A 21908-nucleotide genomic window follows, 5' to 3' on the forward strand; every position below is an offset into this window, starting at 1 on the left:
GAGCACCTGATGCCCGCAGACGCCTTGCCCGACGACCTCAGGCCCGGCCCCCCGGGACCGGTCTTCCTTGATTTGCCGCTGCAGATCCGGGTGGGCGAGACGTACGAATTCCCCGACGGCCTCTTCCGTTTCTGTCAGCAGCGGCCGAACGGCATCCTACTGTTCCAACGGGAGGGCACCGCGCTCGACAAGCCGATCACGATCGGAATGTTCAGCGAACTTCTCGACCGCGCAGAGGTGCGAAGGATCGATTTCTTCCCCTCCCGCCGCCACGTCGCGAAGGACTCGGAGTTCGGCCCGCACGAAGAAGACACTCCGGACTGCGCGCGGGCGCGCACCCTCCAGTTTTATGTCCGAATGTGGGACAAACAGAAAGGCGCACAACTCGGCACGAAGTGGCTGAAGAGCTTCATCGCACGTCTGCGCACCCATGCGATAGCGAAAGGCCTCGACCACGACTTCTCTGCGTCCACCCTGTTCCGCGCCATCAAAGAATGTGGCGCCCCGGACTGCCGTCCGCTCCGGGCTTTCCGGTCGAGCCGGGGACGCGGGCCCCGCAGCCGTCTCGCCCCGCGGATCCTCGAACTGATCGCGAGGACCGTCGAGGAATACTGGTCCGACCGCACGTGTGACTACAACGACGCCTATGGCGTTTTCCGGCAACTCCTGCGCGAGGAAAACGCGCGCCGGCAGGCCGAGGGCCGCGAGCCGCTGAAAGGGCCGCGCCGGATGGAGACCATCCGCCGCCGCATCACGGCGGCGACCAGCCATGAGAACTGGGCCCGGAAGTACTCCAAGAAGGAGGCCGACGAGAAGTTCAAGGGCTGCCGCCAAGGCGTCTCCGCCGAGCGGCCGCTGCAGCTCGCGATTATGGACAGCACGACGGCAGATACCTGGACCGTCATCGACACCGAGACGTTCATCCCGCTCGGGCGTCCGACAATCACTGTCTGCATCGACGTCTACACGCGCATGATCCTCGGCCATCTCGTCTCGTTTGAGCCGCCCTCGCTCTTCTCGGCGCTGCTCGTCCTCAAACGCGTCAATCGGCCGAAGGCTTACATCCGCAAGGTCTTCTCGCACATCCAAGGCACCTCCGATGCATGGGGATGTCCCGAGGCAATCCTGGTCGACCACGGCCTCGAGTTCACCAGCCCGTCGTTCCAGGACGCGCTCGCGGACGCCGGCATCGAGGTGATCTGGGCCCCGGTCAAGACGCCCCAATACAAGGCGATCGGGGAACGGTTCTTCGGGACGCTGAACACGATGCTCCTGCACAAGCTGCAGGGCGGCGTGCCGTACGACCCCAAGACCATGCGGCAGGTCGGGCTCGACCCGAAGGCCGATGCCATCATCACCCTCGGAGATCTCGACGCTCTGCTCCACGAAATGATCATCCTTTACCAGGGCAAGCCCCACGAAGGGCTCGGCGCCGTCCCGGCACGTGTCTGGCGTGAGGGCATTGAGCGACACGGACGGCGGTTCATCGCCGACATCCGGCAGCTCGACGCGATGATTGGCCGCGTCGACGAGGCCGTGCTGACCCGCCGGGGCATCCGCTTCAAGCGGATGGTGTTCCATGACACCGACCTGACGACGCGCTTGCTCGCCGATATGGCGCCCGGGGAGTCGAAGCGCACGCAGTCGCGCCGGCTGCTGTCCTCGGCGCGGGTGAAGGTGAAGATCAAGTACAACCCGGCCGACTGCTCGTCGATCCAGGTCTGGAACCATGCCGGCAAGCCGACCCCGCATTATGTGAGCCTGCCGAACCGCGCGAGGAAGTTCTCGCAGGGACTGTCGTTCTGGCAGGCCGCCCAGATCTTCGCCGTCAACGCCGAAAAGAACCTCCAGGACGAGGACGAGATGTGGGCCGCGCGCGACCGCCTGCGGCAGCGCTGGATGAGCATCGCAGGCCAACTCCCGCTGCGGGAAACTCGCGATGCCCGACGCGGCCTCGCCCAGAGCATGGGCACCTACGGAGAGGCCGACACCCTCCCCGAGGAGCCGATCCGGCACAAGAATGTGCTGCACGGGACCATCCATCCGGACGGCAGAATCGAGCACGACCCCGCCCTCATCCCGATGAAGGTGCCGGCTTCGACCGCACCGACGACGGCGAGCGGCCCGCCGGCGAGCGGCCCAGCAGGAAGGCGCTCAAGAAGGCGGCCGAGACGCGCAAGCGCAAGAAGGAGGAGGCGGCGGAGGAAAAGCGCCAGCACGACGCCGAGCGCACGCGCAAGGCCAGGAACCCCTCCAAGATCAAGATCCCGAAGATCGACCCGGGCAAGTCGGGCGGCACCTCCTTCGCCGAAAAGCTGCTCGGCGACCTCGACTGGGACGAGGACAAGTAGCCCTCGCCCCCAAGCACCTGCGTATCCGGAGTACCGCGATGACCCTCGACGAACAGATGGAACGGCTCGACCGGTTCCGCAGCATCCTCATCCCGCACCCGCGGATGAAGCTGGTTAAGCAACGCCTTCTGGCGCTGCGGGCGGAGACGATGAGCGCTGCAGCCGCGAACGAGCGGCGCGTCGCGGTGGCCAAGGGCCGCCCGGTCAAGCTCGAGGAGTTCTGGATCCTGCCCATCGTCGGCCCCAGCGGCGCGACCAAGAGCAAGTCCATGAGCGTAGTGGTCGACGAGATCCTCGCCGACCCGAACCTTAGCGACGACGAAATCCCCGTGCTCGTCGTCACCCTAAAGTCGAGCATTAAGTCCACGCGGGCCCTGCAGGCCGCCATCCTTGAGGCATACGGAGACCCGTCCGCGAGCGACGTCCTGGTCTCCCGGTCCTACAACGAGGCGCGCATCAACCGCGAAATCGGGAGGATCGCAAAGGAGAAGCGGACGTTCGTGGTCGTCCTCGACGAGGCCCACAACCTCCTCATCGACGCGGGGATCAACACCGCGAGGTCGATGGCCGGTGCCCTGAAGAGCCTCGTCAACGATGCGGTGTTCTCGATCGCGATCCTTGGCACGGACAAGATGCTGCCGCTGTTCACCGCCGAGCCGGAACTGCGCTCGCGGCGCAAGGAAACGATCAGCCTCACGGCCTTCGATATCGCGGTGAAGGAGGACCGACAATACTTCTTCGGCTTCGCCGCGAAGCTCGAGCGGAAGATGCTCGACGACGGCGTCGTCGATGCGCCAATCGGCCTCGTCGAAAGCGTTGAGGCCCGCGCCATCCTCTACGACATGACGGGGGGCGTGATCGGCCTCATCAGCCGTATCCTGCGCCTCGCCCTTCAACGAGCGTTCGAGAAGGACCGAACCACGCCCGACTGGAACGACATCGAGGCGTCCTTCCGCAGCTGGATGGAACTAAGCGACGACGAAGTCTTCTACGATCCGTTCGCGAAGGGTGCCCGCCCCGACACGCTCGAGGCCGTGCGCGAGGACCAGTGATGTCCGTCCTCGACACCATTACCGGCCGGCTCAAGATCGTGCCGCCCGAAGCGGTCCGGCCGTTCGTCGCGCACATGCCGGCGCCCATCCCGGGCGAAAGCCTGCTTGGCTTCGTCACCCGCTGCCTCGCCTGCACGCCGACGGAGCAGACGTCGCGAGGGCTCGCCTTCGCCGGCATCGGAAAACTCGTGCCGTTCGCGTTGCCGACCACCCTCGCGGATCCCGATCGCATCAGCGGCCTTGCGACGCTCCTGAAGACCGACGCGGACGAGATCGCGGCCCGGCTCCACAAGCCCGGCACCCTGCCAGGCGTCCAAACCGAGGCCATCGACTTCTTCGGCGTCATGATCCGCTCCGAGTACCGGGAACTGAAGATCCGCCGCGTCGCGCCCGGTGCCCTGGGCAAGGGCACGCCGTTCCATCGGGCGCTCTGGGACATCCGGCTCTTCAGCTTCGACCCACACACCCGCGAGCAGCTGATCTCCGCCTGCCCGGTTTGCGGACACGCCCTCGGCTGGACCCGCCCCCGCGGCATCGACGTCTGCGACCGGTGCGTCAACACATCGGGACTCCCGAACGTTTTCCTCGCCGACTTCCCACAGCCCCTGGTCGAGGTCGCCGACGGCGAGGCGCTCGATTTCGTGACCGGGCTCGTCGATCCCGATCCCGACCGCAAGGCGGCTGCCCGCCGCCTGCTCACTGGCCCGTGGGCCGACCTCGACAACAGCACTCTCTTCGAAGCCGTGGTCGCCTTCGCATGCGCCCTCACGGCAGCGCCCGACGGCCCGACCTCGACCCTCGAGCGCCCCAAAAAGCTCGACACCTACGCCCGGTTCACTCCGAACGTCCTCGCCGGCGCCGGGCGCGCCATCATCGGCGGCGACGCCGGCTTTTCGACGATCGCCAACCACGTGCGCGCGATCGCGAACGAGCGCCCCGGCCACTACGGCGTCCGGAAGGAACTCGGCCCCCTCTATGCGATGGCGCATGACCAGCACCTTCCGGCCGTCGTGCGGACGCTCGTTCGCGACGGGATCGAGCGCGACATGGCGCGGACGGCCGAAGCCGGAGTGCTCCGACGCGCCGACTACGCCCGCGACGAGCGTTGGCTGCCTGCCGAAGCGCTCGCGAAGATCACCGGCCTCCCCCGCAAGAACCTAGGATGGCTCGCCGCGAGCGGCGCCATCCCGGTGGTGACGTCGGCCGAGGCCGGGCTCTCGCCCCGCCTGATGAAGGTCGCCGACGTCGCGCCGCTCGTCCCGCTGTTCGAGGATGCCCTCCACGAAAAGTTTGCCGCCGGGATGCTGGCGGTGAAGCCCGAGGTGCTGCCGGCTCTCGTCGAGCGCGGGCTCATCGAGCGCATGGAGGGACCCGTCCTCGGGCTACTCCAGGCCGAGGGACCATATTTCCGGAGATCGACCGTCGAGCGAGTCCTCGCGGCGATCGCCGCCCGCGCCGAGGAGGGAGGCCCGTCGCTGCCGCTGCCGCGCGGCATGCGCATCTCCAAGGCAGTCAAGCGGCTCGGCATCGCCCCCGTCCCCTGGGACGCCGTCATCGCCGCGATCGTCTCCGGCAAGGCCGCCGTCCGCCAGCATTTTGGCCGCAACCGGAACTGGCTGACTGCGGTGAGCGTCGCCGATGTCGGCCGGTTCGTCGAGGCGGTGACGGCGGAAATCGGCGAGGCGCCCATCTCGGCAGACGCCTGGATCGGCAACCAGGTCGCGGCAGAAATCCTCGGCGTCACCGAGGTCACGGTCTGGAAGCTCGCCAAAGCCGGCAGGCTCGCCCGGAAGGGCGCCGACCCTCTCAAGGCGTTTGCCCGCGCGGACGTCGAGGCACTCGCCCGCGAGTTCGTCTTCGTCCCCGAGATCGTGCGCCACGCCGGCATCGCGCGGGCCCGCGACGTCCCGGCGTGGCTCCGTGAACACGGCATCGAGCCCGCGTTCACGCTCGAGGAGAACCGCGGCTTCGCCTTCCGGCGCGAGAGGGTCGAGGTACTGCTTGATCACAAGCCCGAGACCAGAGCATGACGTGCCTGAACACCATATGCCGGATGTACCGGGTCGCGTTCTTCGCTGGTCGTAGTGTAGACCTGCGCCTGGCCGCATCCTTGAAACCAGAGTGGCGCGTGTCGATGGCATCACTTGTGTTTGCCGCAAAACGAGCCAGGGCATCAATGATCGGCAAGTCGAATATATCTGGAAGCAATTCAACATTCACAAGATTAAGCTTCGCGAACCGCCCGAGTCGGATATTCCACCCGAGCAGCCGACCACAGTGAACGACCTGCTGAATCTCCATCTGGAGGAGATGGGATACTCGATCTCCGATCTCGCATCCATGATGCGAATTCACGAAAGTGAGGCGATCAGGCTATACTCGATCAACCTGCCTACCGACGACAAAGGGGACTCAGGGCATCTCCGCATCGTTAAGTAATGATAGTTAGTTGTTTTCAGGCCGCGCACGGTAGACCCTCGCATGACCCTGTTCAAACACCTCCACGAAGACGCCTTCCTGGTGTTTTCCCGGGCGCACCGGCACCTGTACGAAGCCTGCCTGTTGGACCTGTACGAGCGGTTCTTCACCGGGGTGCCTCGCTTCCCGGCGTCGAGGGACGTGGTGCACGCGATCTACGACGTCATGCGTGCGAACCCCTCCCTCTGGAGCGAGGCCGACGACTTCGGCGAGGGTCTTCCGGAACTGGTGTCCAAGGGTCGCCGGCGCATGCGTCGGGCAAGCAACCGCCCATCCGAGGCGGGGGACAAGGCGCTCGGTATCGCTCGGCAGATTTATGGCCGGCTCCTCGCAACAGGATGGCTGGAGGAGGAGGAGTTCGGCATCAGGGTCACCGTCGACATGCCGATGGGGCCACTCCTCGTCCTGCAGCGACTGGCCAGCCTGAACAAGGACGTGTCCCAGAGGTTCAGCGGGCTGGTCATCAACATCCGGCTCGGACTGGAGGCCATCCAGAAGCTCACCCCGAAGTCGAGCCTGAAGGACCGGGGAAGCGCCATCGGCCTTCAGCACCTGAAGACCCAGTCCGAGCAGTTCACCGGGAGCCTGAGGGCCATCCTGTCAGACCTCAAGCGCATCCGGACCGTCATCATGGACGCCCGGTCCTTCGGAGACCGGTTGCAGGCCTTCTTCACGGACTTCGTCGACCAGCTTTTGCTGAAGGACTTCGAGTCCATCCTGACCGTCAACCACCCGGACCGGTTTCGCGACGAGATCGTGGACCTCACTCATCGCATCGGCCGGTCGCCGTCCATCATGGCGATCATCGCGGAGGAGTACGTCACCGCAAAGCTCTCCCCGGACCTCGACAACGCACATCAGGACGCCGAAAGCGACCTCCTCTCGATCGAGCAGATGTTCCAGCAGATCGGGGAGATGTTCGAGCGGATCGAGGCGTTCCGGCGCCAACTGGAGATACGGGTCCGGAACACGATCAAGTACGCCGAGCGCGACGGACGTGGCCTCGCTGGCCGGGCGGGGGACCTCGTCCGCCGCTTCGATGCGATCCTGGCGCGAGCGCCGGACAAGACCCCCGAAGTCGTCCAATGGGGTATCGAGCCCCTCCGGTCGGCCTGGTCCCCGCTCCTGCATGCCCCTACGCGGCGACCGCGTCAGCCGGTGCAGGTCCAGGCGCTCCAGGCACGCGCCGTCGACCCGATCCATGCCGCCAGAAAGCGCCTTCGCCTCGCCTACATCACCAGGCTGGCCCCCCGACCGGAGGATGTCCGGCGCTTCCTCGAGCAGCAGGTGCCGCCCTTCACCCACAAGGAAGCACGTTTCATCTGCTTGGCGACCATCGACGACTTCCTCGCCTTCGACGCGGCCCGCCGATACGCCCTCACGGGAGAGATTCCTTCCGAGGTTGCCGACCATTTCAAGCTGGAACCTGCCCCGGATACGCCTCCACACGACAGCGAGTGGGTGCTCTGTGACAACTTCGTCGTGGCCCCGCGCGAAGCGATCCTGGACTTGTGAGGCCCCATGCTCGCAGAATTCGACCGCATCCAGGACGAACACGGCCCGGACAAGCTCCGCGACCTGCGGAAGACGCTTGCAATGCTCCTGCGACAGCAATTCATCTTCGCCGGCGATCGCGGAACAGCGCTGGCCTACAACACGGCCATGGACAATCGATTCCGCGCAGCGATCGACGGCTTCTTCGATTGCTGCGGATACACCGTCCACCGCGAGCCGGAAGAGCAATGGGTCGGGATCGTCCCGAACGACACCGAGATCCCGTTGCCCAAGATGCGTCTCGAAGAGACGATCGTGATGCTGGTGCTCGCCGCCCATTGGCAGGACGAGGTGAATGTCGGTGCCGTCGAGGACCGCGCGGTGGTTCGGACGTCGCTCAACATGCTCCACCACCGCTATCAGGACATGACCCAGGCGGGCGGCCGATCGATCATCCCGCCGGCAAAGCTCCATGAAATCCTGCGCGAGGCGGCGCAGCGCGGTCTCGTTTCCATCGGCGAGTACGACCCCGACGAGAGCGACTATGAGGTCGAAATCCGTCCTATGATCAAGCTCATCAGCGGCGACGATGCGCTCAAGAAGCTCGAAAGCTACGCTTCCTATGAGGAAGCCCGGCGCCCGCCCGAGCCGGAACCGAACCCGCAAGACAACGACGACCAGGACGTGGACCCTGCCGAGGCCGGAGGCCACCAGCCATGATCGAACTCCGGCACATCACCATGGTGAATTGGCACCTGTTCGATGCCGAGGACATCGAGGTCGGCGGGCACATCGGGGTGCTCGGCGAGAACCGATCCGGCAAGTCGACGGTGCTCGACATGATGCAGGTCGTCCTCACCGGGGCGAGCGGCAGCTACATGCGCCTGAACGCCATCGCCGGAGAATCCGGCAAGGCAACCGGCGGCTCCAAGCGAAGCGTTCTCGGATACTGCCTCGGAGCACTCGGCGACGACCAGACGCGCCGCCAGGATTCCCTCACCTATATCGCCTTGGGTTTCGAGAGCACTGACGCCGACAGGAAGCCCGTGACCATCGGCCTCGCAATCGAGGCCCGAAAGTCCGATCCGAAGGAGACGATCCTCGGCCGGTTCGTGGTGGTCGGCCGCATCCTGCGCACGCAAGACTTCCTCGATGAACGTGACGGCGAGCGCTTCCCGGCGCAGTGGGACGACGTGCGCGCCCGGATCGTGGAGGCGGTCGGCCCGGAGAACTTCCAGAACCACCGGGACAGGCCCCTCGACTTCGTCCGAGAGTACATGCGCGTCCTGGTGCCCGGCATGCCGGCCGCGCCACAGAACGCCGGCGCCCTCCAGAAGGCCGTCGTCAACGCCCTCACGCTCAACCAGAACCTCGCAGCCACAGAGTTCGTCCGTCGCTTCATCCTCGAGGAGAACGACATCCGAATCGGCGAACTGCGCGATTCGATCCAGACCTACAGGGGCATCAACGAGACCATCGCGAAGATGCGCCGCAAGCTGGATGCCCTCAAAACGCTGCGTGAGGTGCTCCAGCAGTTCGAGACGGCGCTCGAAACGAAATCGCGAGAGACCTGGATCTCCGCCAGGGCCGGCTGGCTGGCCGCCAGGGCTGCCAATCGAGACATCCTGCAGAAGCTGAGCGTCGCCCATGAGCGCGAGAAGGCTGAACTGAAGGAGATCGAGTTCCTCGACGAGGAGATCGATGGCATCGAGAAAGAGGTCAAGCGCCTTAACGAGCAAATCGCGGAGCACGATGCAAAGAGCGGGCGCGGTGGCCTGCTCCGTACTCTTCAAGCAGCAAAGAAGGACGAAGAGGCAGCCGAGCGGGATTTCCGGCGCCGAGTTGACGAGGTCAAGAGGCTCAATAACGCCGTTTCACTATTACACAACCTTCGGCAGGACGACGTCGCGGCACCCGTGTTGCAGGGACTGCGGGATGGTAGATTTGCGTCGACCGTCGCGAACGCAGACTCGGCCCTGGCCAGCGCAACTCCCGGCGCACTTCCCGACGCGGCCCAGAGCGCAGAGGCATCCCTGATCGAAGTGTTGCCGGAAGTCGCAGCAGCTATCAAACGGGCCCGAACCGATGCCTCGGCCAAGCTGGTCGAAGCTCAGAAGAACGAGGAACGGCTGCGCTCCGAATTGGACCGGAGCGCCTTGACCGGAGGTCCACCCCTCAGCGATCCCGCTGATCACCTTTGTCGCTCGCTTCGACAAAAGAATATGGCCCCCCGGGTCCTGTGTGAACTGATCGAGATCGAACGTCCCGAGTGGACGGCCGCCGAGGGGCTTTTGGCCCGTGACCGGGAAGCGGTGTTCGTCGACCGCAAGGATATTTTCGCGGCAACGACCCTCTTCAAAGAGGGCCGCCGCGAGTTCCGCGGAGCCTCCCTGGTCAGCCTCAACAAGCTCGAGGTTCTCCGGGCCCCGCCGGAGGCCGGAACCTTCCCGACGATCTTCCGAACGACCGACCCCGATGCGATGGCTTTCCTGATCCGTCGCTACGGCAACGTGCGGCTCGCAAACACCCTCCAAGAATTCGAGCGTCCCGGCCGAGCCATAATGACCGATGGACTGTACGATGATGGATTGGTCCGGAGCCACCGCGCTGCCAATGAGCGAGACTACCGCATCGGTCGTGCAGCCCGGGCACAAGCCGTGCATCGTCTCGCCGAAGAACGTGCAGAATGGGAGGAAGTCGCGCGTAAACTGGATTCCATCGTCGGCTATCTCGAACGAGCCAATAACGCCATCCAGTGGCTATCAGACCTGAACGGCCCGGGAAAACTCACCGATATCTCGGCCAGATTTATCCAAGCCCGGGACGAGTGGATCGGCGTAGACCGCCAGATCGCCGCGCTCGACCAGGTCGGGGACGGCGGACTGAAACAGAAACGTACCGCCCAGGTTGCTCTCAAGAAAACCCGTGATGATGAGCGCAACTCACACAGAGAAGCCCTCGGGAAGGCGAGATCCGATATCGAACATCAGAAGCGGATGCTTGGTCTCGGCGAGACTTCCCCCGGCTCCGATTTCAATCTTCGTCTCGCACGCAGGATTTACCGTCACCAGCGTCCGATGTTCTCATGGTTAGATGGTCGTGCTTCTTACCGTGCACGGCTCGACATCCAGCGTGCTTCGTCTGCACCCGAACTGCATCGGGCCATCAAGAAGCGCGCTGACGAAAAAGCGGCCGAGGCCGACGAGGCCCGCCAGCGGGCCGAACTCTCCGCCCGGACCAAGCTGAAAGACTACTTCAACGAGTTCGGGACGGTGGTGGACGTGGGCGCCGAGAGCGAACTCATGGCCATCGTCAAGCCATGGGCCATCACCCTCATCGAACTGATCGAAGGCAACGAACTGCGGCAGTACGAGCGCCAGGCTCGAGAGGCAGCGGAAAAAGCCAAGACCCTCATTCGCGGCGACTTCATCAACGCGCTCACCCAGCGCATCAACAAGATGGATCGGGACCTGCGCACTCTCAACGAGAACCTGCGAGACCACCCCTTCCACAATGAACGGTACTCATTCCACAAGACCGCCGTGGCAGACTTCCAGCCGATTTTGCGGGTGCTCGAGATCGCGGGAACGTCCAGCGATGCGCTCGACATGCTTTTCCGGGGCGACTTCCCGGAAGACTACCCCCACCGCGAGACCATCCTGGCGCTCGAAGCCCTGCTCGAGGACCCGAACCGGGACGTCACACAGTTCGAGGACTACCGGAACTTCTACACCTTCGAAATCCACATGGAGGACATCAACACGGGTCGGCGGACCAAGTGGGAGACGCGCCGCGGAACCGGCTCCGGCGCCGAGCAGCAGGTGCCGATCTACGTCGCCATCGGCGCATCGCTCGCCACCGTCTACGGCGGTGGCCGGGCCGACCGCGACCGCCCGAAAGGCATCTCGCTGGCCATCTTCGACGAGGCCTTCTCCAAGATGGACGGCAAGAACCAGCGCCAGATGATGTCCTTCTACAAGGACCTCGGCCTGCAGATCGTCATCGCCGCCCCCTTCGAGAAGCGCGTCGCCGTGCTCGAGCACATGGAGACGATCGTCGAGGTCGACCGCATCGAGGAACAGTCCCAAGCTACGGTGATCCGGCTGAAGGAGCAGACGCGATCCGCCCTTCGCGACATCAATCCGGACCTGCTGACCGACGAGCAGGTCCTCGCCCGGACCGCTGCGGAATAGCGCGATGGCACGTCGGTTCACCGTCGCCCAGGACCTGCTGGCCGACCTTCTCGATCGCTTCGAGGCAGGCACCGCGGCGCCCATCGCCTACCCCGACGATTTCCCCTCGATCGCGGTCGCCGATGCCTTCGAGAAGGCGATCCAGAAGGCCGAGAGCGATGGCGCCGTCGAGATCGGTCGCGGCCGGGGCAGCCACCGCGACTCGATCAAGCACGTCCGCTTGGCCGACCCTCTGCCGTTGTACAGGCTCCTCGGACGGCAACCGGCCGCGACCCTCGCCGACCAGGCCATCCGGCAGGCGACCGACGGTCTGATTCTCGATCCGGCTCTCGCCGCCGCCGCGTCGGCGATCGGGGACGTCTGGCGCAAGGCGAAGTCCTGGCAGAACCTCGAACCCGAACACGCCAGAAAGCTCCGCACCGCCCTCGTCCTCGCGCAAACGATCCTCGAGGGGAAACACCTTCACGCCGACTACCGCACGTTTTCGCGAAGGATCACCGGCGACAGCAAGGCGCTCGAAAGGATCGAGAACGCCGTCGTCAAGCTGGTCGCGTCCGCCCGGGAGATGCCGGAACTGCCACCCCAGGCGCGGCCGCGCGAGGTGCTGCGCGCGATCGGGCTGGAGCGCTTCGCGCCCCCGCTCCTCATCGGCGGATGCATCTCGATCGACCGTGGAGGACTTCCTGACCCTCTGCCGGCCTATGTCGGCATTCCGCCTGCCGATGCGGGCCGGCTGCGCTTTCCGACGCCGCCCCAGCACCTTCTCACCATCGAAAACTACGCCAGTTTCAATCGCCACGTGATCGAGGCAGATCCAAACCGCCTCGGCATCACGGTCTATGTCGGCGGCTACCCCTCGCTCGGCACTCAGGACGCCCTCCGGGTCATCGTCGGCGCGCTCCCCCCGGAAACCCCGATCTATCACTGGTCCGACATCGACCCCGACGGGACCTGGATCTTCCGTACCGTCGAGCGGGCGGTAGGACGGCGCGTCCGCCCGCACCTGATGACGCCCGAACTCGCCCAGGAACTCGGGACCCCGCCCGAAAAGCTGACGCCGCTGCCGCCTTGCCCGCCAGAGAGCGGAATCGGCGAGCTTGTCGAGTACCTTGGTCGCCCGGGCGCAAGCACGCTCGAGCAGGAGGAACTCGATCCCGAACTGCCGGTGTATTCGCCCGACCGCGCGCCGTGCTGAGCACTGCGTCGGATCGAAACTCGCAAGCATGAACAAGATAAGGGCTGGTGGTAAACCGCAGCGCTATTTTGAACATCCGGCGACTATCGGCGATCAGGACGGCCAAGTGCCGCCCATCTCGGCAGCTGTCTCGACGATGGCTGCATCTGCTCCACTGCTGGACGTCCCGCTTTGATCATCGTCTTCGGCTACGCCAGCCTGCCGAGCCACGCCCCGTCAGCGGCTGAGGCCAGTCAGGCGGCCCTGCGGCGGCCCCCCTTCTTGGCCGCACCGCGCTTGTGCACCATAAACGCCTGCGCGCAAGACGGGATTACCTGCAATCCGCGATGGACACACGACGACACATCACACATAGTGCCGGTCCTCGCCAAGATGGCGGCCCGACGACGTGCTGGGTACAAGGCCATCGGCTACGACATCACCGACGCGAACGACCTGTTCGCTGTTTCGGCGGGCGGGTCGCCCGCCGCTGATGGCGATGGCAGCCGCGAGACCGCTGGCCGCGACCTCCTTGACAGGCTTCCTATCGAATAGCCGGCCGGCCCTCTCACGCTCAACGCGACCTACGCCGCCTTCCGGCGTCCGCCCCTCTTGGCCACGCCGCGCCCGGCGCGGCGCCGGGTTCGCCTCCTCGACCTCTTCGTCCTCCTCGGCTCGGCCGACGGCGAACTCCTCGATGTCGTGGCACGGAGCCGGTACTCCGCCTGCTGGCGCCCCGTCCTGGCGAGCGGATCCTGGACATCGGATGCGACCCCGGGCGGGTCGCCCTGCCGCTCGCCTATGCGGTCGCGCCCAGCGGCGAGGTCGTCGCCCTCGACCTGCAGGCGCGCATGCTCGACCGAGTGAAAGGGCGGGCGGCCTGCGAAGGCGAGACGAACATCCGGTCCCTGCAGTCCGACGCCCGCAGCGCCGCCATCCAACCGGTCGCTCGACCGCGCAACGCTGGTGATGGCACGGGGCGAGATCACCGATCCCGCCGGGTTCTCTACGCCGTCCACGTAATTCGCGATCCATCAACCAAAATCTCATCCGATGGAGGTCTTAATTGCATCCATTGCACTTCGGATATATATCTGATGCTGTTCACACTCCCAGGAGGCACTCGAATGGCCGACAGCAGCGAGCGAGAGACAGGCACTACGAAGGTATCGGTCGTCCTGACAGACCCGATCCGGGGGGCCCTGACCCGGGAGGCGGAGGATCTCGGACGGGACCTGCCTGAGCACCTGCAGCGGGTGCTCGCCGAGCACGTCCTCCGGAATAAGCTAATCCCGGACGACGAGGCACAGCGCCTGCGGAAATTGTGGTCAATGACCGAACGCGTCGCCGAGGAGGCAAAGAAGATCTGCCGCGACGGAGGGTTCACCAGCGGAATTACGCTATCGGCGATTCATGCATGTATGAAGGACCCTGCATGGGTCGAAGACTATCGCACCTGGGTAAAGGACGACATCTATAAGCACGGCAATCCGCTGAAGAAGCTGATAAACCCTGGTTTCGGCGCGCGCGTCAAAGCGGCGATCAAGGGCAGGGTCGAAAAAGACGACGAAAACAAGGCCCGGACGGTCAAGGTCGCGGGCGAAATCATCCAGAGCTACACACCGATGATCGGCTTCGATCCCAAAGCCGTCGCATAAGCCCCGCCGCGGGATCCACTGGGCCCTTGGTGACGCAGGGCCCTAGATGAAAACGAACCTAAACGGCCGCATAATCGGTGCCATCTTGACGCTCATGACCGAGGCGATGGCGAAATCGCGCCGCTAAGGCCGGGGGCGGCAACAAAGTCATGCCCGCCAAGCTGCGCGCCGCCCTCGACGATGCGCTCGCCGATCCAGGAGTACCCAGGACCCTCCCGTGGCGCGAGGAAGTTCGCGTTCATCAGGGCAGCAACCGAGAGGCTGGAGGCAACCGGACTCTAGCTCGCCGGAAGGACCGGACAACCGTCTCAACGTTGACTCATCAACCGTCGAAGCCGGGGCTCGCGCCGCCGACCTCGACGGCGAGGTCACCGAACGGGGTGTGCCCGACCACCTGCCCGTCGTCGCCGACGCGACGAGCCCGTCGGCCGGAAGCGGTCGACCAGCCGGACCTCGTCTTGGCCGCCGAACGCCTCACGGACGAGGACGCCACCGCGTGTCCGCGCGTGTTATGCGTCCGGGGGAACGAGGCGATGCCGAGCCGCGCGCATCCCGCGCGGGGACCTCTTCTCCAGAGGCGCGACATGACCGGCAACAGAAGCGAGACCGCGGCGGGCGATCAGGGCGGGGGATCGCCGCCGCCGCCGGACAGCGGCCTGATCATTCAGCCGGGGGACCTGTTGCCCGGCGACGTGCTGCTCTACAGATCGCGCGAGATCACCGGATTCCGACGAACGATAGCGGAGGCGACCGGCAGCCCGTATACGCACGCTGCGATCTATCTGGGGACGGCGAGGTCGCCGAGTCAAACTTCCCGCGCGGTGTGGGCAGGCACGCGCTCCAGGCCTCGATCGAGGGCAGCCGGTGCGTCGCGGTCCTGCGAACCCAAGCCGGTTTCGGCGGCGACCGGCCGCGGGCGCTGCGAGAGTTCGTCGATGCCGTCATCGGACAGGGCCGGTTCTATGACCTGATCGGCGCGGCGCGGTTTCAGAAACGGAGCCGTGAGTACTTCGACAACCAGATCGACATCGTCAGGAACGGTTACGGCGTGGTCGCCTCGAAGGAAGACGTCGCCAAGCAGAGCTTCTTCTGCTCCGCCTTCGTCGTCGCTTGCCATTGGGTCGTCGGCGTCATCGACACGAGCGCGCAGTCGGCGTACCCGCCCTGGGCGTTCGCGCCGGGAAGTCTTTATCAGGAACCCACCTTCGGCTGGCTGCTCGGCTATCTGGTGCCGCAGGGCGGCTCGGTCCCGAGCGATGACCCGGTGCTGACCGGGGCGACCCTGTGGCGCGACCAGGCCGACGGTCAGTGGTGGTGACCGCGCCGGCCACGCGTTCCCCGCCCCCACGGAATCGCCGCGGCCGGGTCTCCGGAGGGCCGTCGATAATCGAGGAAATCAGGGGGATTTCTCAACGGGGACGCGGGGTTGCGGTCAACCCGCGAGCACGCAAAGAGGGTATAGCTACCCCCGACGAGAAACGGAAACGTGTAGGTACCAAACGGCCCAGGCTTGGGAGCCCACGCAGACCTCACCAAATTGGCCGCCGGGATGCGGCTTCGCACGCGGCTTGGCGGCCGACGGCGGCGCGCTCCTCGCTAGTCCACGAAAGCGTGTCCAGGAGTGCGTCTACCAGACTGGTGGGTTCGCTCACCGGATCAAAGTCGCGGGTGTCCGCCCACTCGTCCATACCTTGGGGCGCTATCGCTTTGACGGCGCTCTCCAGCGTCAGCATTTCTGGCCCGGGCAACGAAAGAACTACGAACGTAGCTCGGCAATACGTCCTGGCGAAAGTGGTCCGTAGTCGCTTCGCGAGGCATGCATCGGGGCTGCTGTCTCGCGCGGCCCGCCACATCCGCCCGCAGTTGTAGGCCCTTGAGAATTTGTGGCTGCGGTCTTCGGAGCCGCGTGAGTGCCGACCATGAATGCGATCTCGCAGGTCACCGTTCCGCGGCGTGCTTCCGATGTAGCGGATATCACCGGCATGGTCATGAAGGGCGTAGATCCCTCGTGCTATCGGCAAGGTGGAGCACGGGGGTAGCGGACACGAGTTCGCGGAGAAGGATTCGAGGATCGACGCAGGTCATTAGATTATCCGGCGATGGACTGTTTCGCCTGTATATATAGCGCGCGGACGCTGGCATACGCCGAGAAGGGAATTCACAGCCGGTACCCGGGCCGCGCGCCCGCCGGTAGCCGGCAGGCAACCGCCCCCCGCCTGACCGGCCGCTCGGTGCTTTGCGAGCCGCCCGCGCCGCACTCGGAAGCATCGTGACGACGATTGGCCCGAGATGCTCGATTGCGGTGTGTTGAAACTCTCCGAATCTCCTCAACCTGTAAGCGAATAACGGACTCGGCATACGCTCGTAAAATCAATGGCTTGTGCACCGCGCTGCAGTCTTAAAGCGCAGAGACCGATTCCGCTTCATTCTTAAAGTCTCGCGCGCTTCACTCTTACAGCGTCGTTTGTGGAATATCAGAGACTTAGAGCCCCCCAGCGCCTCACTCTTAAAGTGCAGGCATAAACAGAATCACCGGACGGACCGGCCAGACCTGAAAACCCCTATATTTCGCGGACTTCCTGCGCCCCGGTCGGAGGGATTCACGGTCTCCGGTGTCCGGTCCGCGACAGTTCCAGCCGGCCGGCGACGGCGGCCTCGACCAGATCCGGGGCCAGAAAGGCCAGCGAGATGATCTTGTTCACGTGGCGCACGCTGCAGCCCTCGCGGACCGCGATCGCATCGGCGGTGTCGACGCCGCCCCTGACGATCTCGGCGAGCCAATGACGGCCGCGGGCGATCGCCGCCACGAGGGTCGCGCGCGTCTCCGCGCGGATCGGTGGAAGGGGGAGTCCAGCACTGCACTCACAGCCACCTTTTGCGTCTCCGGAAGCTTTTCAGGTTCTTGAAGCTCTTGCGCTGGTCGCCGCTGCCGCCGAGGTAGAATTCCTTGACGTCCTCGTTGTCGCGTAGCGCGTCGGCGGTGCCGTCGAGAACCACCTTGCCCTGTTCCATGATGTAGCCGAAGCTCGCGACCGACAGCGCGGCGCGCGCGTTCTGCTCGACCAGCAGGATGGTGACGCCGAGGTCGCGGTTGATTTGCCGCACGATCCCGAACACCTCCTGCACCAGCAGCGGCGAGAGGCCCATCGAGGGCTCGTCCATCAGGATCAGCTCGGGGCGCGCCATCAGGGCGCGGCCGATCGCCAGCATCTGCTGCTCGCCACCGGAGAGATAGCCGGCGAGTCCGGTACGCTCCTTCAGGCGCGGGAAATAGGTCAGCACGCGCTCGAGGTCGTCCTGCACCTCGCCGTCGCGGCGGATATAGGCGCCGAGCCGCAGATTCTCGAGCGGCGTCATGTCGGCGATGATCTTACGGCCTTCCATAACCTGGGAGATGCCGCGGCGCACGATGCGCTCCGGGTCGGTGCCGTCGATGCGCGCGCCGTCGAACACGATCTCGCCGCGAGTGACGCTGCCGTTCTCGGTCTTGAGCAGGCCCGAGATCGCCTTGAGGGTGGTCGACTTGCCGGCTCCGTTGGCGCCGAGCAGGGCGACGACCGCGCCGCGCGGCACCTGCAGGCTGAGGCCGCGCAGCACCAGGATCACCTCGTCGTAGACCACCTCGATGTTGCGCACGGCGAGCAGCGGCGCCTCCGCGCTGCCCGGCCCACCCCCGCCATGGCCCGTGTCGATCGCCGCCTCGTCCTGCCGGCTCATCATACTGCTCATGAAGGTTGGTTGTTCACTCTGTCCGGCACGGGGGAAGGTCGGGGCCGACCTTCCCCCGCCGTCGGGGACCTGCAGAACCACTGCATCGGGACTCGTTCATCATGCCGTTGCGGGGGCTTCCGGGCTTGATCTGCATTACCCCCCGGCCCGGCTTTAGTCGCGAGCGTGCGAAAACCCGCGGCTCACCAGCCCATCCAGTCCGGTTTGCGCGGCAGATCCACAGTGGTGACCTTCTCGAGCGAGACGGTGCCGTTCTTGACGAGATCGGGAAGCGGCGCGTCGGTCGGCCCCGACACCTTGGAGCGGTACAACGCCACGCTTGTGGTCGGGCGATGGTCGTCCGCGGTCCAGGTCGAGGGCACGCACACGCCCTCCATCCCGGCCGGCACCCAGTCCTTCTTCTGGTAGAAGCCCTGCTTCACGTTCGGGCCGGTGACGCCGCCGTTCGCGGCGGCCCATGCCATCGCCTCCTTCAGGACCATGGCCGAGCATACGCCGGCGAGATAGTGCACCGGACGATAGGCCTCTCCCGACGGGTCGGACTGCTTCGAGATCTCCTTCAAGGTCGCCATGCCGGGGGCGTCGCCGCCCCACGCGACCGCCGTGCGCAGCGGGAACACCACGCCGTTCGCGGCGTCGCCGGCCGCCCTGGCGGCGTTCTCGTCCATGCCCCACACGTTGCCGAGGAACTGCACGTCGACGCCGGCGGTCTTGCAGGCCTTGAGCACCGCGATATTGGAGCCGGCGGTGTTGCCGAGATAGGCATAATTGGCGCCGGTGCTCTTCAGGGTGAGACACTGCGGCGTGTAGTCGGCCGGCGTGAAGGCGAACTGAACCGGCGGCAGCACCTCGAAGCCGAGTTCCTTGGCGATCGCCTCGCCGGCCTCCTTGGGCGCGTTGGGGTAGGGATGATTGGCGCCCATGTGGACGAACTTCGGCTTGCCGGCCTTGCCCTTCTGCTTCCAGTCCTCGGCCGCCCAGGTCAGCATGGCGCGAAGGCTGTCGGAGTAGCTCGGGCCGTAGAAGAAGTTGTAGGGCGCGGCCTTGGCCTTGCCGCTCTTGCCGGTCGGATCGGTCAGCGCCGCCGAGTAGGAGCCCGAGATGTAGGGGATCTGGTCCTGCGCCACGAAGCTCGTCAGCGCCTCGGTGTCGGCGGTGCCCCAGCCGACGATCGCTGGCACCTTCTCGCCCGACCACTTCTTGTAGAGGGTGACGGCGCGCGGCACCTGATAGCCGTAGTCGGTGGTGTCCGCCTTGACCCGCTTGCCGGCGATGCCGCCGTTCTTGTCCACCCAGGCGAAGGTGTCGACCACCCCCTGGGCGAAAGGCTTGCCGACGTCGGCGGTGCCGCCCGAGAAGTCGGCGAGGTGGCCGATCAGGATGGCGTCGTCGGCGCGTCCCGTGCCGGCGGCGACGCACAGCAGCGCCGCGATCGAGGCGCTCAGAAGCGCAAGTTTGGCGATCATGGTTGGTTTCCTCCGAGGTTCTTGTGGCAGGTGAAACGAGCCGCCCGTCTTCTTCTTCAGTACGAGAACGGGTAGAGCTTCCAGTAGGCCTTGATCTGCCGCCAGCGGTGGGCGAGCCCGTCGGGCTCGAACAGCAGGAACAGCACGATCACCAGGCCGATGGCGATCTCGCGCAGGAACGAGATGTTGGTGCCGAGGTCGAGGGCGCGGTCGAGGGCGCTGCCGCTCACCGCGGAGGTGAGCCACTCCATCGCCTCGGGCAGCAGCACCATGAAGACGGTACCCATCAGGGTTCCCATCACCGAGCCGAGCCCGCCGATGATAACGATGGCGAGGAACAAGATCGAGCGGTCGATCCCGAACCCTTCGTTGGAGACGACCTCCTGGTAGTGGGCATAGAGCGCACCCGCGACGCCGGCGAAGAGGGCGGCGAGCCCGAACGCCAGCGTCCGGTACTTCGTCAGGTTGATGCCCATCATCTCGGCCGAAAGGTAATGGTCGCGGATGGCGACGAGGGCGCGGCCGTCCCGGCTGCGCAGGAGGTTGGTGACGAGCAGGTAGCTCAGCACCAGATAGGCGAGGACGACGTAGAGGTAATTATGGTCACCGCGGATCACCCAGCCGAACAGCGAGAACGGGGCGGCGGTCGCCGGCACCACGCCGCCGGTGAACCATTCGGCGCGGGCGAAGAAGTCGAGCAGGATGTACTGCGCCGCCAGTGTCGCGATGGCGAGATAGAGGCCCTTGAGGCGCGCCGCCGGCAGGCCGAACACGAGGCCGACCAGCGCGGTGACGACGCCGGCGAGGGGGATCGCGAAGAACACCGGCACGCCGAGTTTGCTCGACAGGTAGGCCGAGGTGAAGGCGCCGAAGCCGAAGAAGGCGGCGTGCCCGATCGAGATCTGGCCGGTGAAGCCGACCAGCAGGTTGAGGCCGAGCGCCGCGATCGCCATGTAGCCGATCTGGATCAGCAGACTGAGCCAGTATTGGGTGAGCACGAACGGCGCGCCGCACAGGACGACCACGGCGAGGAACGCGAGATTGCGCGACGTGGCGGTCGGGAAGATGGTGGTGTCGGCCGCGTATCTGGAGCGGAAGTCGCCGGCCGGGATCAGGCTCTGCATCGCCATGTCAAATGCTCCCACGCGGTGTTTCGGCCGAAGGAAGGAAGAACGAGCCCCACCCCCCGACCCCTCCCCGCCGTTCGCTGGTGCGAACGGGGTGAGGAGAGTGGAAGCGCTTCCGCTCCCCTCGCTCCTTAACGCCGAAGCGCGTCTGGTCTCCTCGCTCCAGAGAGCCGAGGCGTCTCGTCTCCTCTCCCCCGCGCGCCGAGCGCGTGGCGGGGAAGGGGCGGGGTGCGGGTGGAGGGCTTCCAACGGTAACGACTCTGTCGGATGTTCCGATCCGGCGCCCCATCCTCACACCCGCTCGATGTCCTTGGTGCCGAACAGCCCGTACGGCTTGATCATCAGGATGATGATCAGCACGTAGAACGGCGCGACCTCGTAGAGATTGCCCCAGTGCAGCCACTGGCTGTCGACGAAATGGGCGAGATTTTCCAGTATCCCGATGATGACGCCGCCGAGCACCGCGCCGCCGACGCTGTCGAGACCGCCGAGAATCGCGGCGGGAAACACCTTGATGCCGTAGCCCGACAGCCCGGACGAGACGCCGTTGACGACCGCCACCACCACGCCGGCGACCGCCGACACCACCGCCGAGATCGCCCACGCCATCGCGAACACGCTCTTGACCGAGATGCCGAGCGACTGCGCGACCTGCTGGTCGAACGCGGTCGCCCGCATAGCGAGGCCGTGCTTGGACACCGAGAAGAACCATGCCATGCCGCCCATCATGGCGATCGACACCGCGAGGCTCATCAGGTAGACGGTCTGGATCTGCAGGCCTAGCACGTCGATCGCCTGAGTCTGGAACACCGGCGGGAACGGCTGCAGGTTGGTGCCGAAGATCCATTTCATTAGCGCCTGGAACACGGTCGACAGGCCGATCGTGACCATGATGACCGAAATCACCGGCTCGCCGATCATCGGCCGCAGCACCAGCACCTGCAGCGCGATACCGAATAGCAGCATGAACAGAAGCGTGACCGGCATGCCGAGCCAGAACGGTACCTGGAAGCGGACGAGGAGCCCCCAGCACATCCAGGCGCCGATCAGCAGGAACTCGCCCTGCGCGAAGTTGACCACCTTTGTGGCCTTGTAGATCAGCACGAACGACATCGCGACGACGCCGTAGAGCGTGCCGACGATCAGGCCGTTGACGAGGAGCTGGACCAGGAGCGCGGTGTTCATT

At 65.5% G+C, this 21908-nt stretch carries 16 protein-coding genes and 1 pseudogene; 12 read left to right on the top strand and 5 right to left on the bottom strand.

The features are described from left to right. Positions 1 to 9 precede the first annotated feature (9 nt). The 12 genes and pseudogenes from ACFQUV_RS02015 to ACFQUV_RS02070 all read left to right on the top strand — a co-directional run bounded on the left by ACFQUV_RS02015 (position 10) and on the right by ACFQUV_RS02070 (position 15718). Positions 10 to 2469: a DDE-type integrase/transposase/recombinase gene (locus ACFQUV_RS02015; protein WP_129610406.1), complete on the top strand. Its 2460-nt coding sequence runs from the start codon at positions 10 to 12 to the stop codon at positions 2467 to 2469. Then, positions 2390 to 3403, top strand: coding sequence for a TniB family NTP-binding protein (locus ACFQUV_RS02020; RefSeq protein ID WP_129610404.1), 1014 nt, complete (start codon positions 2390 to 2392; stop codon positions 3401 to 3403). The genes ACFQUV_RS02015 and ACFQUV_RS02020 overlap by 80 nt, the downstream gene beginning before the upstream one ends. After that, a complete protein-coding gene (locus ACFQUV_RS02025; protein WP_129610402.1) occupies positions 3403 to 5433 on the top strand; it encodes a helix-turn-helix domain-containing protein in 2031 nt (676 codons plus the stop codon). The genes ACFQUV_RS02020 and ACFQUV_RS02025 overlap by 1 nt, the downstream gene beginning before the upstream one ends. Positions 5434 to 5524: 91 nt before the next feature. Next, positions 5525 to 5842 (top strand): hypothetical protein, encoded by a 318-nt coding sequence (locus tag ACFQUV_RS02030; protein ID WP_129610400.1) that lies wholly within the window; start codon positions 5525 to 5527, stop codon positions 5840 to 5842. 42 nt (positions 5843 to 5884) lie between these two features. Further along, positions 5885 to 7396: a Wadjet anti-phage system protein JetA family protein gene (locus ACFQUV_RS02035; protein WP_129610398.1), complete on the top strand. Its 1512-nt coding sequence runs from the start codon at positions 5885 to 5887 to the stop codon at positions 7394 to 7396. A 6-nt stretch (positions 7397 to 7402) separates the two neighbouring features. Further along, positions 7403 to 8095, top strand: a complete 693-nt coding sequence (locus ACFQUV_RS02040; protein ID WP_129610396.1) for a DUF4194 domain-containing protein — start codon at positions 7403 to 7405, stop codon at positions 8093 to 8095. Then, on the top strand, positions 8092 to 11568 hold the full coding sequence (locus tag ACFQUV_RS02045) for an SbcC/MukB-like Walker B domain-containing protein (RefSeq protein ID WP_129610394.1): 3477 nt from the start codon (positions 8092 to 8094) through the stop codon (positions 11566 to 11568). The genes ACFQUV_RS02040 and ACFQUV_RS02045 overlap by 4 nt, the downstream gene beginning before the upstream one ends. Before the next feature lie 4 nt (positions 11569 to 11572). Beyond that, positions 11573 to 12763: a Wadjet anti-phage system protein JetD domain-containing protein gene (locus ACFQUV_RS02050; protein WP_129610392.1), complete on the top strand. Its 1191-nt coding sequence runs from the start codon at positions 11573 to 11575 to the stop codon at positions 12761 to 12763. A 171-nt stretch (positions 12764 to 12934) separates the two neighbouring features. Further along, the gene (locus ACFQUV_RS02055; RefSeq protein WP_129610391.1) at positions 12935 to 13297 is read left to right on the top strand and encodes a hypothetical protein; all 363 of its coding nucleotides are present in this window, start codon (positions 12935 to 12937) and stop codon (positions 13295 to 13297) included. A 173-nt stretch (positions 13298 to 13470) separates the two neighbouring features. Beyond that, positions 13471 to 13662 (top strand): annotated as a pseudogene (locus ACFQUV_RS02060) (methyltransferase domain-containing protein); the annotation flags it as partial. A 207-nt stretch (positions 13663 to 13869) separates the two neighbouring features. Next, positions 13870 to 14400 carry a hypothetical protein gene (locus ACFQUV_RS02065; protein WP_244601660.1) on the top strand — a complete coding sequence of 177 codons (531 nt, stop codon included), beginning with the start codon at positions 13870 to 13872 and terminating at the stop codon, positions 14398 to 14400. 823 nt (positions 14401 to 15223) lie between these two features. Continuing rightward, positions 15224 to 15718 carry a hypothetical protein gene (locus tag ACFQUV_RS02070; protein WP_129610389.1) on the top strand — a complete coding sequence of 165 codons (495 nt, stop codon included), beginning with the start codon at positions 15224 to 15226 and terminating at the stop codon, positions 15716 to 15718. 1282 nt (positions 15719 to 17000) lie between these two features. Here ACFQUV_RS02070 and ACFQUV_RS02075 read toward each other — a convergent pair. From ACFQUV_RS02075 to ACFQUV_RS02095, 5 genes are all read right to left on the bottom strand, one after another. After that, positions 17001 to 17207, bottom strand: coding sequence for a hypothetical protein (locus ACFQUV_RS02075; protein ID WP_129610387.1), 207 nt, complete (start codon positions 17205 to 17207; stop codon positions 17001 to 17003). Between the two features lie 55 nt (positions 17208 to 17262). Next, positions 17263 to 18117: an ABC transporter ATP-binding protein gene (locus ACFQUV_RS02080; RefSeq protein WP_129610426.1), complete on the bottom strand. Its 855-nt coding sequence runs from the start codon at positions 18115 to 18117 to the stop codon at positions 17263 to 17265. A 194-nt stretch (positions 18118 to 18311) separates the two neighbouring features. Beyond that, the gene (locus ACFQUV_RS02085; RefSeq protein ID WP_129610386.1) at positions 18312 to 19595 is read right to left on the bottom strand and encodes an ABC transporter substrate-binding protein; all 1284 of its coding nucleotides are present in this window, start codon (positions 19593 to 19595) and stop codon (positions 18312 to 18314) included. A 56-nt stretch (positions 19596 to 19651) separates the two neighbouring features. Continuing rightward, complete coding sequence (locus ACFQUV_RS02090) at positions 19652 to 20725, bottom strand: branched-chain amino acid ABC transporter permease (protein WP_129610384.1); 1074 nt, start codon at positions 20723 to 20725, stop codon at positions 19652 to 19654. Between the two features lie 288 nt (positions 20726 to 21013). After that, positions 21014 to 21907 carry a branched-chain amino acid ABC transporter permease gene (locus tag ACFQUV_RS02095; RefSeq protein ID WP_129611627.1) on the bottom strand — a complete coding sequence of 298 codons (894 nt, stop codon included), beginning with the start codon at positions 21905 to 21907 and terminating at the stop codon, positions 21014 to 21016. Between the last annotated feature and the right edge of the window lies 1 nt (position 21908).

The sequence above is a fragment of the Rhodoplanes sp. P11 genome (assembly GCF_964266735.1).
Classification (GTDB): Bacteria; Pseudomonadota; Alphaproteobacteria; order Rhizobiales; family Xanthobacteraceae; genus Rhodoplanes; species Rhodoplanes serenus.